The 16,029-nt window shown below is 63.8% G+C and carries 13 protein-coding genes; 7 read left to right on the top strand and 6 right to left on the bottom strand.

Going from position 1 to position 16,029, the window contains the following annotated elements; all coding sequences use genetic code 11:
- The first annotated feature begins 85 nt into the window (after nt 1-85).
- Nucleotides 86-697, top strand: a complete 612-nt coding sequence (locus CJ179_RS13680) for a TetR/AcrR family transcriptional regulator (protein ID WP_095861899.1) — start codon at nt 86-88, stop codon at nt 695-697.
- Nucleotides 698-1,065: 368 nt separating this feature from the next.
- Nucleotides 1,066-1,914 carry an SDR family NAD(P)-dependent oxidoreductase gene (locus CJ179_RS13675; protein ID WP_257015490.1) on the top strand — a complete coding sequence of 283 codons (849 nt, stop codon included), beginning with the start codon at nt 1,066-1,068 and terminating at the stop codon, nt 1,912-1,914.
- A gap of 161 nt (nt 1,915-2,075) precedes the next feature.
- Here CJ179_RS13675 and speB read toward each other — a convergent pair whose 3' ends face one another.
- Both speB and CJ179_RS13665 read right to left on the bottom strand, forming a co-directional pair.
- Entirely contained in the window at nt 2,076-3,092 is a 1,017-nt protein-coding gene (gene speB / locus CJ179_RS13670) for an agmatinase (protein WP_095861898.1), read from the bottom strand.
- A 37-nt stretch (nt 3,093-3,129) separates the two neighbouring features.
- Complete coding sequence (locus tag CJ179_RS13665; protein WP_095861897.1) at nt 3,130-4,512, bottom strand: MFS transporter; 1,383 nt, start codon at nt 4,510-4,512, stop codon at nt 3,130-3,132.
- A 163-nt stretch (nt 4,513-4,675) separates the two neighbouring features.
- Between CJ179_RS13665 and CJ179_RS13660 the strand changes: the two genes are divergently transcribed.
- Nucleotides 4,676-6,250: a PucR family transcriptional regulator gene (locus CJ179_RS13660; protein ID WP_095861896.1), complete on the top strand. Its 1,575-nt coding sequence runs from the start codon at nt 4,676-4,678 to the stop codon at nt 6,248-6,250.
- On the opposite strand, the gene CJ179_RS13655 is transcribed toward CJ179_RS13660, so the two are convergent.
- Entirely contained in the window at nt 6,213-7,052 is an 840-nt protein-coding gene (locus CJ179_RS13655) for a CoA ester lyase (RefSeq protein WP_095861895.1), read from the bottom strand. The two genes, CJ179_RS13660 and CJ179_RS13655, sit on opposite strands and share 38 nt — an antisense overlap.
- Nucleotides 7,053-7,095: 43 nt before the next feature.
- On the bottom strand, nt 7,096-8,544 hold the full coding sequence (locus tag CJ179_RS13650) for an aspartate ammonia-lyase (RefSeq protein ID WP_095861894.1): 1,449 nt from the start codon (nt 8,542-8,544) through the stop codon (nt 7,096-7,098).
- Between the two features lie 243 nt (nt 8,545-8,787).
- Between CJ179_RS13650 and CJ179_RS13645 the strand changes: the two genes are divergently transcribed.
- A complete protein-coding gene (locus tag CJ179_RS13645) occupies nt 8,788-9,438 on the top strand; it encodes a GntR family transcriptional regulator (RefSeq protein ID WP_095861893.1) in 651 nt (216 codons plus the stop codon).
- 234 nt (nt 9,439-9,672) lie between these two features.
- On the opposite strand, the gene CJ179_RS13640 is transcribed toward CJ179_RS13645, so the two are convergent.
- A complete protein-coding gene (locus CJ179_RS13640) occupies nt 9,673-10,011 on the bottom strand; it encodes a glycoside hydrolase family 3 C-terminal domain-containing protein (RefSeq protein ID WP_257015660.1) in 339 nt (112 codons plus the stop codon).
- A 497-nt stretch (nt 10,012-10,508) separates the two neighbouring features.
- A complete protein-coding gene (locus tag CJ179_RS13635; RefSeq protein WP_095861892.1) occupies nt 10,509-11,240 on the bottom strand; it encodes a TetR family transcriptional regulator in 732 nt (243 codons plus the stop codon).
- A gap of 1,029 nt (nt 11,241-12,269) precedes the next feature.
- Here CJ179_RS13635 and CJ179_RS13630 point away from each other — a divergent pair.
- The 3 genes from CJ179_RS13630 to CJ179_RS13620 all read left to right on the top strand — a co-directional run bounded on the left by CJ179_RS13630 (nt 12,270) and on the right by CJ179_RS13620 (nt 15,750).
- A complete protein-coding gene (locus CJ179_RS13630; protein ID WP_095861891.1) occupies nt 12,270-13,400 on the top strand; it encodes a 3,4-dihydroxy-2-butanone-4-phosphate synthase in 1,131 nt (376 codons plus the stop codon).
- A gap of 162 nt (nt 13,401-13,562) precedes the next feature.
- The gene (locus tag CJ179_RS13625; RefSeq protein ID WP_095861890.1) at nt 13,563-14,729 is read left to right on the top strand and encodes an LLM class flavin-dependent oxidoreductase; all 1,167 of its coding nucleotides are present in this window, start codon (nt 13,563-13,565) and stop codon (nt 14,727-14,729) included.
- A gap of 490 nt (nt 14,730-15,219) precedes the next feature.
- Nucleotides 15,220-15,750 carry a flavin reductase family protein gene (locus tag CJ179_RS13620; RefSeq protein ID WP_095861889.1) on the top strand — a complete coding sequence of 177 codons (531 nt, stop codon included), beginning with the start codon at nt 15,220-15,222 and terminating at the stop codon, nt 15,748-15,750.
- Nucleotides 15,751-16,029 lie beyond the last annotated feature (279 nt).

Raw genomic sequence — 16,029 nt, 5'->3', positions numbered from 1 at the left:
TAGACGATCTACGACCGGCCGTCTACGGTGGCGGGCGGACAATTGAACTGAACTGTGCGTTCAGACGATGCAGTGAGGTGCCCCTATGCCAACTCCGACAGAAGCCGAGTCGACCAAACCTGGGACCACGCGCCCACGGCGAACCCAGAACGGTCCGCGTGCCGAAGCAGCGATCCTCGACGCGGCCTATCAGCTGCTACTGGAGCAGGGCCTGGAGGCCGCGACAGTCGAGGCCATCGCCGCGAAAGCCGGCGTCAGTAAGGTAACCATCTACAAGTGGTGGCCGAACCGAGCCGCGGTCATAATGTCGGCCTTTCTTCGCGAATCGGGGGACGTGTTGCCGTACCCGGACAACTTCCAACTCGATCAGGTCGAGGACCGACTGCTGCAGATGGCCGAGTCCTTCCGCGGCGCCACAGGCACCGCGATGGCCGCCCTTATCGCCGCGGGACAGTTCGATCCCGAGATTGCGCATGCCTTCCGCGACGGCTACATCAACGAACGGCGACGCCACGGGCTGGATATTGTGCGCGCAGCTATCGACGCCGGACAGATCCGACCTGCCGACCCTGATGTCGTACTCGACTTGCTCTATGCACCCCTCTACTTCCGCCTTGTCGTCGGCCACAGGCCGCTCGATGACGATGCCGTCCGTGAACACGTCCGCCTCGTGTTGGCTGGCCTCGAGCCCGAGTGAAGAGACGAGCAGCACGTCCGCATCCGCCCGCGAATGCCCCATGCGATACGGGTTCTGCCGGCAGACCCAGGCACCTACCGGCAAATCCCCACTGCCGGAGCGGTACCCCAGGCTGGAGTGAAGCGAGATGTCCTCCGCCCACTGACACTTCGGACCCTTTCACATTCACCACGGCCGCAATCTAGCGGAATTTTCGACCGGACGATACATTAAACCTGCCGAGCGACGCACGTGCCGGAGACGCTGTTCTGAGGCCATGAACACGGAAGAGATGACGAGCAAGCCCGATTGAGGGTGGTTCGCCGACTCTCAGGTCGAGAAAAGCCTCCGTCGAACAATGAGCGACGAGATGCGGACGTCGCTGTGGAATGACCGATGAAGTCAACATGCGCACCGGCGAAGTCCGCAGCGCAGGAGGGAAAATGCGAATGCGTTTAGAGGACAGGGTCGCAGTCATCACCGGCGCGGGTTCGGGCATCGGAAAGGCCATGGCACATCGATTCGCCAGCGAAGGAGCGAAGGTCGTCTGCGTAAGCATCAGCCGGAATGGCATCGACGTCGCCGACGAGATCGGTACCGCGGCCGTCGGGGTTCAAGCAGATGTCAGTGAGGAAGCGGATGTTCGACGATTCATCGCGACGGCCGAGGAAGAATACGGCCGGATCGACATCCTTGTGAACAACGCGGGATTCGGCGGCGGACTGATGCCACTGCACGAGCAGACCACAGAGAATTGGGACCGTGTTCATGGAGTCAACCTCAGAGGGGTCTTCTTCTGCATGAAGTACGGCATCCTTTCCATGCGGGAGTCCGGCGGCGGATCGATTGTCAATATCTCATCGGCAACGGCGGTCGTCGGCTGGAAGCATCATGGCGTGTACAGCGCGGCGAAGGCGGGCGTCAACCAGCTCACGAAGGCCGCCGCACTCGACTACGCCGACGACAACATCCGCGTGAATGCAGTGTGCCCCGGCACGATCTGGACGGGCCTTGTGCCGCACGCCCGACTGTTCCCAACTCCGCCGCCAGGCACATCCCGAGTCGCCGGAATCCCTATGGATCGTTGGGGTCTATCTGATGAGATCGCCTCTGCAGCACTGTTCTTGGCAAGCGATGAATCCTCCTATATGACTGGAGTTGTGATGCCCGTGGACGGCGGTTACTCAGTGGGGTTCTCAGGCATGGGTGCAGAGAAGACCGGCCAGCCCAGTGCGTGAGACATGCCAAACGGCGTGATCGTGGTTCCAGAACTGGCCCGCAGAAACACCTTCGATCCTCCACCCGTCGCAGAAGGGCACGATCACCGGGGTCGTCCGTGCACCCCGCACCAACGCCACGAAGCGGCGCCCCGTCTCCGGGGCGCCGCTCTTCGGGACGCTCAGTAACTCGGCACCGATGCGCCGATGGCTTCGGCCGCCGCGGACACGGTGTCGCGCTGTGAACCCGCGACCATGAGCGACACGAGGTCGAATACCACGGTAGCGGCTGCGACACAGGTGATTTCGGCGTGATCATAGGCCGGGGCCACCTCGACGACGTCGGCGCCGACGACGTTGAGCCCGGTCAGCTGGCGCAGCATCCGGAGCAGTTCGCGGGATGTCAGGCCACCTGCTTCCGGCGTGCCGGTTCCGGGGGCGAATGCGGGGTCGAGGACGTCGATGTCGATCGACACGTACACCGGGACGTCCCCGACGCGCCGGCGGACCACGTCGACGGCCGCCTCGATGCCCATCACGTCCAGATCGCCCGCGCGGATGATCCGGAATCCCATCCGCGCGTCGTCGTTCAGGTCGGCCTGGTCGTAGATCGGACCGCGGATTCCGACGTGGATGGAGTGGTCCTCGACCAGAAGACCCTCTTCGAACGCGCGCCGGAAGATCGTCCCGTGCGTCACCGGTGCGCTGAAGTAGGTGTCCCAGGTGTCGAGGTGAGCGTCGAAGTGCACCAGGGCAATCGGTCCGTGCTTGGCGTGCAGCGCCCGTAGGTTCGGCAGGGCGATCGTGTGGTCGCCGCCGATCGAGACGATCTTGCGGTCGCCGCCGCCGAGAATCTCGGAGGCGTGTGCCTCGATCTGCCGGCAGGCCTCGCCGATGTCGTACGGCGTCACTGTCACGTCACCGGCGTCGACGACCTGCACTTCTTCGAGCGGTGCGACGCCGAGTTCGACGTGATAGCCGGGGCGCAGCGCACGCGCCGCCTGCCGGACGGCCATCGGGCCGAACCGGGCGCCGGGCCGGTACGACGTGCCGCCGTCGAAGGGGACACCGAGGATCGCGATGTCGTAGTCGTCGACCTCGTGGATGTCGGCGATCCGGGCGAACGTGCCCTTGCCGGCGTAGCGGGGAACCTGGGTTGCGGGCAGTGCACCGACGAGGGATTCTCTGGGCTGGGGCATGGCTGTCTCTCCTGTACTCGGGAAGGTTCTTGTCAGGTCAGGCGCGGGTCACGGGCGCCGGGTCAGGTTCGGCGGACTTCTCTACTTCTTCCGACTCGGTTTTCGACGCGGTGTCCGACAGCGACGCGCCGCGGGTCTCCGGTGCGAGGAAAATGGAGGCGACGAGACCGACCAGGGTGACCACCGCGCCGATCATCAACGCCCCGCTGGCTCCGAACGTCACCAGCGCCATCGGCATCAGATAGGTCCCTGCGGCAGAGCCGATGCGGCTGATTGCCGTGCCCATACCGACCGCGGTGGCCCGAACCTCGGTGGGGAACAACTCGTTCGGGTAGACCACCTCGAGGAAGCTCGAGGCACCCGAGCTGATGGCGAACACCGCGAGTGCGAGGAAGAAGATCTTCGCCGAGACGTCGGGAATCAGCGCGGGCACGGCGAGTGCGACGACGATGATCGCGAACGACCCGATCAGCAACTTCCGGCGGCCGATCTTCTCGACCAGCCACAGTCCGGGGATGCCGCCGACCACGAACAGGATCGCGATGAGGAGCGAGCCGCCGTACAGGTTGGCGTCGCCGTACAGCCCGAAGGACTCGAGAAGGTCGGGGGCGAACGTGTACACCGCGAACAGCGGGATCACCTGGGCCGTCCAGAAGATCGCCACGAAGATGGTGCGTCGCAGGTAGGGCTTCTGGAAGACCCGGAAGAAGGACGTGCTGACGACGGGTTCCTCGGGAAGGTCGGCGACGCCGTACTGCTCGCCGAAGACGCGTTTGATGGACGCGTCGGCCTCCGCCATCCGCCCCTTGCTCATCAGCCAGCGGGGAGACTCCGGGGTGCCCATCCGGGCGAGCAGCGTGATGATCGCGAAGATCGCCGGGCTCGCCAGCAGGAAGCGCCACGCGTCGGGTCCGAGGCCTCTCGCGAAGAAACCGACCACGTACGCGGCCGCGGCGCCGACGGCCCACACCACGAACATGGCACCCAGCAGTCGGCCACGCTGCCGTTTCGGCAGGAACTCGGCGAGCAGCGACGTGGCGATCGGATAGTCGGCGCCGATGGCGACACCCAGCAGGAACCGCAGCAGGATGACCTGCCAGGCCTCACCGCAGAACGCGGAGAGGACGGAGAACACGGCGAGCGCGACGAGGTCGGCGATGTACATGACGTGCCGGCCGATCTTGTCCGTCACGTACCCGAACACACCGCCGCCGACGAAGATACCGACCAGACTGGCCGCTCCGATGAGACCGATCTCGGTGGCACTGAGATCCATGGCCGGTTCGAGGGTGATCAGCGCGACGCCGATGATCGACAACGCGAAGCCGTCGATGAACGGCCCGCCGGAGGAGAACGCTGTCAGCTTCTTGTGGAAGGAGGTCAACGGTGCATCGTCTATGAGATGACCGGTACTAGTCATTGGGGCTCCTGGACTGGATCAAGTGCGGGTGCTGCCGGTTGTGACGTCCAACACAGACTGCCTGGCCGTTCCGGCGCAGCACGAGTAGCCAATGCGCAAAACCAGTGGTTACGCTTTATTCGATCGCACAAACGCGATTGGGCATTGACGCAGAGGAGGCTCCGTGACTGTCACCGTCGGTGAGCTGGTGGAGATCCCGCACCTGCGCCTGGAGGTGTATTCCGGGGCGTCCGGTCTCGGTCGCGAGGTCACCTGGACCCACACCTCCGACCTGCCCGAACCGTGGCGATGGGTCACCGGCGGCGAGTTCCTGATGACCAACGGCATGTCGTTCCCGAAGTCGGCGAAGGAGCAGGCCGACCTGGTCCGGCACCTCGCGGACGCCGGAGTAGCCGGGCTGGGCATCGGCGAGAACATGTACTGCCCGCGCCTGACGGCGGCATTCACCCGCACCAGCGACGAGCTGGGGTTTCCGGTCCTGTGGATCCGGTACCCACTCCCCTTCGTCGCCATCTCCCGGTCGGTGGCGGAGGCCACGCTCGTCGATCAGTCGCATCGCCTCGCTCGCACCGTCCGGATCTACGACCTGATCCGCAGGCACACCGCCCGCGGCGCCGCGCCCGCCGACCTTCTGTCTGCACTCGCGCGCGAACTGGGTTGCGAGATTCAGGTGTGCGACCGCGCCACCGGGGAGCCCTGGTTTCCGGGCACGACCCCGCTGGACCCGACGATCAGCGACGCCGTGGTGGCGTTGTCCGAGGCGTCGAAGAACGTGGCGGGCGGCGCGTACGGACTTCCGTCGATCGGCGACCGGGCGGCGATGCTCACCGACATCCCCCGCCACGCGGGCGCCGCACTCGTCACGCTGAGCGATCCACGGGTCGGCGTCGACCCGATCCAACTCCAGCACGCTGCCACCGTGGTCGCCATCGAACTGTCGCAGACACAGTTGATGCTCGAACACGAACGCCGTTACGGTTCAGGGCTTCTCACCCAGATGCTCGAAGGACGCATGGACATCGCCGGGGTCACCGCCCAGCTCGCCGATCTCGGCTTGAAACCCGAGTCCGCCGTGTTGGTGGCGGCGCGCAGCGAAGAGCCGGAACGGATGCTCGAACTGCACAATTCGCTGTGGCGGCACACCCTTCCGTATCTGTGCCTGGTGCGCATGGGTACCGCGCACGTCCTGGTGCCGGACGGCCCGGACACCGACTCCGTGCTGTCCCGCGCGCTGGGCCCAACCGCCCGCATCGGCATCAGCCGAACCCTCGGGTCCCTCGCACGTTTTCAGGATGCGGCCCGGGAGGCCCTGTGGGCACTGTCGATCGCCGAACGACGCGAGACGATCGTTTCCCGATACGGCAGCGCCGTCCCGTGGGTCGGGCTGTCGAGCGTGGCCGACGCACAAACCCTGGTGGACAGGATCCTGCGGCCGGTTCTGGACTACGACGAACAGCACAACTCGAGACTCGTCGAAACACTCGACGCGTTCCTGCAGAACCAGCGGTCGTGGCAGCAGACCGCGCAGGCGATGCACATTCACCGGCAGACCGTCATGTACCGCATCCGCAAGGTCGAGGCGCTGACGTCCCGCGACCTGGCGGACACCAATTCACTGTCCGAGCTCTGGCTCGCCGTGCGCGCTGCGGAACTGCTCTACACCCGCGACCGGGACTGGTCGGAGTCGACGGACGACAATCTCAGGCCGACACCGAGAAGACGTCGGCCAGGTGGGTGATTCGCAAGGCGCGAGCGAGTTTGGGGAGGTCGCTACCGTCGGCGACGTTCTCGCCCTGTGCGCCGAGTTGTGCGATGACCTCGGTGGCCCATGCCACGTCGGTGTGTTGCGGGGACAGTTCACGATTGACGGTCGCCGTGTCACCGGCACGCATGCAGAGCTTGCCGGTCATGCCCATCGTCCTGGTGACGGCCAGGGCGTCGGTGAGATCGGGTTCGCCTGTCAGGCACGGGCCGTCGATGGGACCGGAGATCCCGGCGGCGCGGCTGGCGACGACGAGTCGCCCCCGCGCGTACGCCAATGCGTCGGGCGCATCGCCGGCGCCGGTGTCCCGGCGGAAGTCGCCGGTGCCGAACGCTATTCGGGTCGTCGAGTCCGCCGAGGCGATGTCGAAGGCGAACTCGACGCCCCGCGCCGATTCGACCAGGGCGAGGATCGGCGTCTGCGGCAGCTCGGCGGCCGTGCGGTCGACGTGGTCCGCGGATTCGGTCTTGGCGAGCATCACGCCGTGGAGGCCGGGGAGCCCGCGAATCGCGTCCAGATCAGCGGCCCAGTCCGCGGTGGTGACATTGTTGATGCGCACCCACCCGGCACCCCCACCGGCGAGGAAGCCGGCCACATGGTCGCGGGCCAGCGTTTTCGAGGCCGGAACGACGCCGTCCTCGAGGTCGAAGATGACTGCGTCGGCCGCCGAGTTCGTGGCTTCGGCGAACTCTTCCGGGCGCGAGCCCGCGACCAGAAGCCAAGAGCGCGCATGTGTCGCGGGGACTACGACGGCCTGTGCCGGAGATGTGAGGGTCATCCGATTCTCGTTTCTCTCGATAGTGCGGGGTGTGATGGGTCGATCAGTGCGCGGCGACACCGGTCACGGGGTCGAGTGCGGCGAATTCGCGGTCCACGGTGGGCGCGGTGAGCAGGCCGGCGAGCCGACGGGGCGACAGGATGTCGTCGACCTGCGCCTGGGTGAGCAGACCGTCGGCGACGGCGAGGTCGCCGACGTAGGCGCCGGTCGCCAGGGCCCGCTTGGCGATGTCCGCGCTGGCGGTGTACCCGATGAACGGCGAGAGCGCGGTGACGATGCCGATCGAGCGCCGCACCCCCCGCTCGAGGTGGTCGCGGTTGGCGGTGATCCCGTCGACGCACTTCACAGCCAGGGTGTCCGCTGCCGCGGCCAGGTGCGTCGTCGAGCGCAGCAAGCTGTAGACGATCACGGGTTCGAACGCGTTGAGCTGAAGTTGCCCACCCTCGGCGGCCATCGTGACCGTCAGATCGTTCCCGATCACCTCGAACGCGACCTGGTTGACCATTTCGGGGATGACCGGGTTGACCTTGCCGGGCATGATCGACGAACCGGCCTGGGCCGGAGGCAGATTGATCTCGCCGAGCCCCGCCGTCGGCCCTGAGGACGTGAGCCGCAGATCGTTGCACGTCTTGGACAGTTTCACGGCGACACGTTTGAGGATGCCGGAGACCTGGACGAATGCTCCGCAATCCTGGGTAGCCTCGATGAGATTGCCTGCCGGGACGACCGGTTCACCGGTCAACTCACGCAAATAGTTGCAGGCGAGCGCGGAGTACTCGGGATGGCCGTTGATCCCGGTGCCGATGGCGGTGCCACCGAGGTTGGATTCCAACAGCAGAAGCGCTCCCTCGGAGAGCCGGGCGCAGTCCTCGTTCAACATGATCGAGTAGGCCGCGAACTCCTGACCCAGGGTCATCGGTACCGCGTCCTGCAGTTGGGTGCGACCCATCTTGACGATGTCGTCGAATTCGATCGACTTGCGCTCGAACGACTCCGCGAGCCGGCCGAGCGACGCGATCAACCGCCGGAGATGCTCGACCAGCGCCAGCTTGATCGCGGTCGGATACACGTCGTTGGTGGACTGCCCCAGGTTCACATGAGTGAGGGGGTCGAGTTCGGTGTAGGCGCCGCGTCCGAACCCCAGGATCTCGAGGGCACGATTCGCAATGACCTCGTTGGCGTTCATGTTCGACGAGGTACCCGCTCCGCCCTGGATCGGGTCGATCGGAAACTGGTCGAACAGCGCCCCGCCGCGGATCTCCGCGCACGCGGCGACAATGGCATCGGCGCGCCGGTCATCGATGAGACCCAGGTCTCGGTTCGCTTGGCAAGCAGCCTGTTTCACTGTCGCCAGCGATGCAACCAGCGCCGGGTACTGACCGATCGCTGACCCGGTGATCGCGAAATTCTCCATCGCGCGGGTGGTGTGGACGCCGTAGTACGCTCGCGCCGGTACCGCCAGATCTCCAATCGAGTCGTGCTCGATCCGCACATCGCACTCGCTCAACTTTTCCACCAACACCTATTCGCCGTTCTACTCGACAGGGTCTATGACGTCGATCGCCGCTCGTCGAACAGTACACCACATCCAATATATTGGTTTAGTGACGGAAGATGTTCTCGGCGTCTTCACGGCAAGGGCGCCCGGCGCTCGCCCACGCGCCCCCAGGAGCGTGCGGCCTGCAGAGTTACAGTATCCAGTATGTTGCGTGATAATCCGGTGGAGCGCCCTCGCATGAGCGACGTCGCGTTCGAGCGGATCTGCGACGCGATCGTCACCGGTGAACTCGCGCCCGGATCCAAGGTCAAAGACAGCGAACTGGCTGAACATCTCGGCTTGAGCCGGACCCCGGTCCGTGAGGCGCTTGCACGGCTGATCGACACCGGACTCGTCGAGGCCAAACCCGCCGCCTTCACCCGGATCACCCCGCTGAACCGCGCCGACGTCGAATCAACGCTCGCAGTGATGGAAGTTCTGGACCAGCTGGCCGTGAAGACGGGGGTTCCCAACCTCACCGACGACATGATCGCCGTGATGCGCAGCGCCAACGACGACCTCGCGCAGGCGATCAAGGCCAACGACATCAGTGCCGCTCTCGCCGCGGACGACACCCTTCACGGCATCATCGTCGAGGCGGCCGCCAACCCACTCCTCAAGCGGCTCATGCACCAGGTGCACCCGCAGATCCACCGGATCTACTACCGCAAGTTCTCCAGCCTCCGCGGCTGGCAGGACGCCATCGAACACCACGACAAACTGATCGCCCTGTGCGCAACCCGGGACGGCGAAGCGGCGGCCGAAGTGTCCTCGCAGCACCGGCGATTCCTGGGCGGTCTGATCGGCGAACTCTTCGACATGGACGAGTCCGCCTCCGACACGTCGTAACCAGCTACAACAGACCGGCCCGCCGCGGGTGATCACTCGCGGCGGCCGTTCGGCGCGCTGGACCAACGCATCCAACTGCTCAGTGCCGATCGGGCTGCCCGGGAATACCGCGACGCGGTTCAACGGCATCGACGCGGCCATGCGCAGCAGTGCCGGGTCGTCGAACACGCCCGACCCGGCAGTCGCCGCCTTCGACGACCAACCGCGATAGCGCCGCATCGAAATAGCGCCACCTCACGTCCGTCCCGGGGCCGGTGTTCGTACCTTCAGCGCAACCTCGAGTCCGGCGGCGGTCGGCGTCGCGGTGGCGGCCGAATAGTCGACGCTCGAATACGAAAGGCCATACTCAAAAGGGAAACTCACTGACACCTCCCTCCGACCGTAAAACCGGTAGCCGACGAACAGACCTGACCCGTACAGCACGGGCCCGCCGCGCCCGGAAGTCGAGGTACGCCGGGCATCCTCGAGTCGGAGGGGGATCGTCTCGGCCAGCCGGCTCGATGGGTAGACCACCCCGAAGAGCACGTCGGCGACGGCTCCCCCACCGGCGTGACCGAGGAGCCAGCCCTCCATGATCGCGGGGCCCGCCCGGCCCAACGCGACAGTCGCACGACGCTACCGTTGCATGATGGCGGGATTGCGGCCCGGCGCGGACGATCTCGACGCGGCACGGGCGGCTCGCCGTCGACAGCGCGCCGGGATGAGCGCCCAGTACATCGCACAAATCATGGACCACTTGCACTCTCGATAGATGCGGCGGTTCGAGACTGTAGGTTGACACTTTTCACCGCAAAACAACGCAACAACATCTGACCGTCTGGCCATCACGTGACACGTACAACCTGCACCGCAAACCGGGAGGGGCGTTTCAACGACCGGCCAAACCCTGTGAAGCTTCCACGGTTGCTTGCTCGCCGAGCGTCAGGAAGTGGTGTTTGGGACACAGAACGCCGGCAGGGTCCTCACCTGATGTCAGGAAATGACCAGGAGCAATCCCGGTCATTGCCAGGCTGTTGCATCATTGCGATGCGTCGCCTACCCCGAGAGATTCGTATCAGACACACTGGAAGTCAACTACCTTGTTGATTATGTGAACGAGGGCGAGGGCTGATCCCGTCCGACGACTCGATTTCCCACGGTCCAGCAGTGGATCCCACAAGGGGATGCCTACCCATTAGTGCCGAGTGGGCTTGCTCGAAGTTGATCCAGGCCTGCAGAGGCTGGCTGATCAGCGCAAACGTCGCATCGAGCCGCGCCAGTGTTTGTGTGGACGACTCGCCAGTTGCTGAGCTCTCCCGGAAGCCGGCGAGATATGCCGCTTGCAAAGCGCCGCCGACAGCAGCGGGTACGACGTCGGTCGCACGCGAGCCTGTTCTCGCGGCCACATAGCGACTGATGGCCTCACCCCAGGCTTGCCAGTGGGCAGCTTCGCCGTCTCTCAGCTCCGGCGTGGTGTCGAGTAGCTCGAACCGCTTCATCCAGGTGCCCTCGTCATCAGCTACCCCGCCGGTGGCTTCCATCACGGCCTGACGGATCGCTGCCATCACCGGAAGTTCGAGGTCTGCCGAGTTCAAGGCATCCTCCGTCGCTCGGATGTACTCGTCGAAGACCCACCAGACCAGCTCAGACTTGGACCCGTAGTAACGGAAATAGGTCGTCTTGCTGATGCCGCAAGCGACTGCAATCGCCTCGATGCTGGTACTCGAGTAGCCGTCCCGCAGAAACAACCCGATTGCGCGCTGCTCGATCTCGAGTCGCGAACTTCGACGGGGACGCCCTCGTGCACTACCGCGGTTCGTCATGGTCAATCGAGCATACCGACCGGCATTCAGGGATCGGTTGAGAGTTGGGTCACCAAATCTTTTCGGAACCTGGTACCGTTAATGCCGTCAGCAAGACCATCAGCGCGCGTGGGCAGGACCCGCGCGCCCGGCGAAAGGAGTCGAACGCGCCAGCCAAGCTAAAGAATGATGCACCCGCAGGGCCACGCGCGCCGCGCCCGTCGCCGGCAGGAACAGGTCGGCGGGCGTCCAACGCGTAGTCGATGTGTCGATGCCACCAAGCGGGCTCGCAACTGCGTTGCGGATGCAGCAAGGAAGATGCAGCAACTCGATTCGTGACGCCAACGCGCTGCGGCATCGATCAGGTTGCTCACACGAATCGATGCGCACCACTTCGCAGTCGATCGTGTCGAAACAGCCTGCAGTCCCTGCAATTTCGACCGTGCGACCCACGTCCAAAATTTGAATAGCTAATAATGCTGCACTGCAGCACTTTCGGCGACTCTTTCACGAAATCATCGAATCTTCGAGATGGGATCGAGCCAGATTCGCCCAAAATGGATCCCCCTCAGGACTCACCCGCAAGTTCGAATTCCCTTCCATCCGAGATGGATATATCACGGGCGACGGTGACGAGTGCGGCGCATCCGAGTCTACAAGCGCGGAATCGGTTCATACACATCATGTCTCGCGGTTCGCGGCTACCCTTTTCCACATCGGCCATCCTCGAGACACGCTCGTGCGTGCCCCCCACGCTAGACGCAGCCGTGGTCGACATCCGGGCGAGTCGAACTCGCTCGACGGTGCGGTCGACACCCGGTCAACTATATTGCTCGCCAATACATCTCGAACCCATCAAGGCCTTCGGGATCCGTCGGCGTTCCTCCACTTCATACCAAGCGCAGTGCCTGAAAGTAGCGACCGCCAACAGGCAAACCCCAACTCCAACAAGTAAACCAAGACAAAATGTCTACGTTGATGTTGACACATCGCAGAATCTTTGCGACGCTCGTCACAGTGCACATGCCATCGCAAGAATCGAGGCCACAGATGGATGATCCGACCACCCGTGTTCAGCGGGCAATGTCCGAGCTTTACGCGGGACGGCCAGTGGTCTTGACGGGCGCGAACCCTGCCGACGACGCGCACATTCTGATTGCAGCCGAGAAGTCGACGGTGGAATCCGTCTCGTTCCTTGTGCGATACGGTTCTGGCCTCGTGTGCGCAGCGCTGCCTGGCAGCGAGTGCGACCGCCTCGAACTCGCACCCATGATCGGCGCGGACAGGAATCGTGCAAACACCGAATACACCGTGAGCATCGACGCCACTGGATCCGGTACCGGCATTTCTGCAGCCGACCGAGCACGCACCCTCCGGATGCTGGCCGACAGCTCCAGCGCGGTCGGCGATTTCACCAGACCAGGACATGTCCTTCCTGCCCGAACAGCACCTGGGGGTGTGCTCGACCGTCGAGGTCCGGCAGAAGCGGCCGTAGACCTTGCAACTGTGGCAGGACTTCGTCGAGCCGGCGCATTTACCGCTCTCGTCTCCGAGGATGATCAGACCTTGATCGCCGAGACTGCCGAGGCCGAGCGTTTCGCCGACGCGCATGATGTCGCTGTTGTCTCGCTCGAGGACGTAGTCGCATACCGGCGCACAATGGAATCACACCTGCGGACTCAGTTCGCAGTCGTACGGAATTCTGACTACGGGCACATTCACTGTGTCGGCTATCGCAGCGATGTGTCCGGCGTCGAGTATGTGGCGTACTCAATCGATTCTTCACCTTCGGCCACCACTCCGCTGGTGTGTTTCGAGCAAGAGGTTGATCCCGCACCCCACTTGTCGACAGGAGTTGCCACAGCCGCACTGGCGGCGGTCGCCGAAAATGACTACGGCACAGTGATTGTGGCGAGGCGCAACGACGGCCGAGCGAGCACCGCAGACATCCGCGCGGATCTGGCCGAGATCGTGCGAGACTGCGGCTACTGCTCCCCCTTCCTGCGTAACTTTCCCGCAGTGGAGCGCGCCCTGACGTTGCAGCTCAACGGAAGCATCAGCAACCCCGTGGCCGTACCTGACAGTGCGATCGATGCAACTCGTGCGCAAATTGAACGCGGTTGTGCCGCATACGACGAGTTGTTGGGCCACATCGGTGCAACACACTTTCAGACGGCATGACCTGAATCAGCGTGGCCACCGAGGCTGACGCTCGCTCATTCGAAGAGGACCATATCTGCCTTTGGAGGCGCCGTCCGAATGTAATCCGACGAGACAGCACGGAGCTGTCGACACGACCCTACAAAAGCTCACTCATGATGGCGAAATACTAGGAGAACAAACATGGAATGCGGAATCTTTCACACCCCCTACATGCGCCCGGGACGCAAGGACAAGGAGACGTTCGATTACTCACTGTTGCTTGCTTCTGCAGCCGACAAGTTCGGCTACCGCGACTTCATGGTCGGCGAGCACGGCATGCAGGCGTGGGAGAACATTCCCAATCCTGAACTTCTGATCGTCGCTGCTGCGCAGATCACCGAGCGGATGCGTTTCGCCCCCATGGCGCACATCGTGCCGCTACACAATCCGTCCACGCTCGCCGTACAGGTCGGCTATACCTCGCAGCTGCTCGAAGACCGCTACTTCCTCGGCGTCGGCGCCGGCTCGTGGGAGAATGAGGCCGTCCTTCGCGGCCAGCCAGGCGACCTCTCCGAAGCCCATCCGCGACTGATGGAAGGGCTCGAGGTGATGGACAAGGTCTGGCGTCAGGAACCGTTCGACTTCGAAGGCAAGTACTACAAGGCATCGCGGCTCGACGCCCAGATCGATCCGGGCAGCGTCGCATCGCACGGCTCCTTCAAGACCAGGGAAGGCGAGGAGTATCACCTGACTGCCGACCATTCCCCTCATGGTGGTGCAGATGGCCTCGAGATCGCAGTGACGGGACTGAGCAAGAACTCGCCGTCACACCGACTCGCCGGCGAACGCGGCTGGACTCCAATTTCCTTCTATGGCGGGTCGGAGCTGCTGAGGTCTCAGTGGAAGACGTACTCGGAAGCGTGCCAATCCGTCGGTGCGACGGCACAGGGATCCAAGTTCAAGATCGCACGCGACGTGTTCGTCGCCAGGACAGACGAAGAGGCGAAGGAAAAGGCGAAGAACGGTGCGATCGGGTATGCCTGGAAGAAGTATTTGATGCCGGTGTACCAGAAGTACCGGATCCTGCAGGGATTCATCGACGACGCCGACCACAAAATCGATATCGACGATGTCGACCTGGACTACCTCGCCGACAACGTCTGGCTCTGCGGAAGCCCCGAGACGGTTATCGCCAAGATCGAGAAGACGTTCGACCTGGCAGGATTCAGATACGGCCAGATTGCCGTCAACACCCACGATGCCTTGGACGACCCCGCACCCTGGGTGGAGTCTCTCCGCCTCTTCGCGACGGAAGTTATTCCGCACATCCCAGTCGAGGGCACTCACGAAACCGTGGCCGTCAGCTGACAACTGCTCAGCCCACCCTGACCACGGGATCGAACGGGCCTGGAGGATGAGGGCAGCCTCGGGCGCAAAACCGAATTCATGATCGCACAACTCGGGAAATCGCGAGCACCGGTTTCCCGAGTTGTGCATATCTCTGCGCTCCACCATGAACACGGCCTACCTCCCCGAGCGAACCGACCGTCCGGTGCAACGGACAGGCAAGCACGATAGCCGATTCGACGGCACCGGCCGAAGCACTCGGGCGATCGACAGCGAGACGGTTGAGCGAGCGCCACGGCGATCACATTCGCTGCCGTTCGTGCACTGCACCACAGGCATTCAACCAATGTCGGACGCATGCACACAGACTCCATCTACACGTACGTGGATCTCATCAACATTATGGTTGACACAGTCAGACCGTGCAGGCAAGCTACGGAGAAGCGACGCGCATCACACCCAGGTGGATTCGATAGCAATGTTGCATTCACAGACGATTGGATAGCACGCTATGAACTCGAAGGCTTCGCTGGCCTTGAATGATGACCGCGTGATCGATCCTCGACAGTTTCGCGACATCCTCGGCCACTTCCCCACAGGAGTGGTTGCGGTGACAGCGGCGGACAATGAGGGCCGCCCCGTCGGCATGGCGGTGGGATCGTTCACCTCCGTTTCGCTTGATCCGCCTCTCGTTGCCTTCCTTCCGGACAAGTCGTCGTCCACATTTCCGAAAATTCGTGCTGCCAAGCGGTTCTGTGCGAATGTACTGGGATCGGACCAACAGGACGTGTGCCGCAACCTGTCCCGCAAGGGCAACGACAAATTCACCGACGTCGAATGGGCCCCGACACCATCGGGAATGCCCCGCATTCTGGGCTCCTCGGCTTGGATCGACTGCGAGATAGCCGCTGTGCACGATGCGGGCGATCACCACATCGTCGTCGGCCGCGTGGACCACCTCGAACTCGACACTCCCGAGTCACCCCTCATCTTCTTCCAAGGCCGATACGGCGCCTTCGCTACCGCCGAAACGCACGCATGACCGGGTATCCCGTCGCCGATCGTCGCGAGGTTCGATCCACATCACGCGCACGCTTTCCGCACCAATTGTTGCGCTACTGAAGGGTTCCGGCGCAGTAGCCGGTCGCGATGATGCCCTGGTCACCGAATCGGCGATCTCACGGCTAACCTCGTCGCGATACCCCGCAGGTCGACAGCGACGCGACCACGACTCCGCCCGCGCAGATGCCGTCGAGCGTCGACACCAGCGAGGCTGGTGCACCGCGCGGGGATAACCTGGGCGACCTGGACCGCTCGTCGT

Source organism: Rhodococcus sp. ACS1, from assembly GCF_002300155.1.
Taxonomy (GTDB): Bacteria; Actinomycetota; Actinomycetes; order Mycobacteriales; family Mycobacteriaceae; genus Rhodococcus_F; species Rhodococcus_F koreensis.
This window is presented reverse-complemented; position numbering and strand designations above follow the sequence as displayed.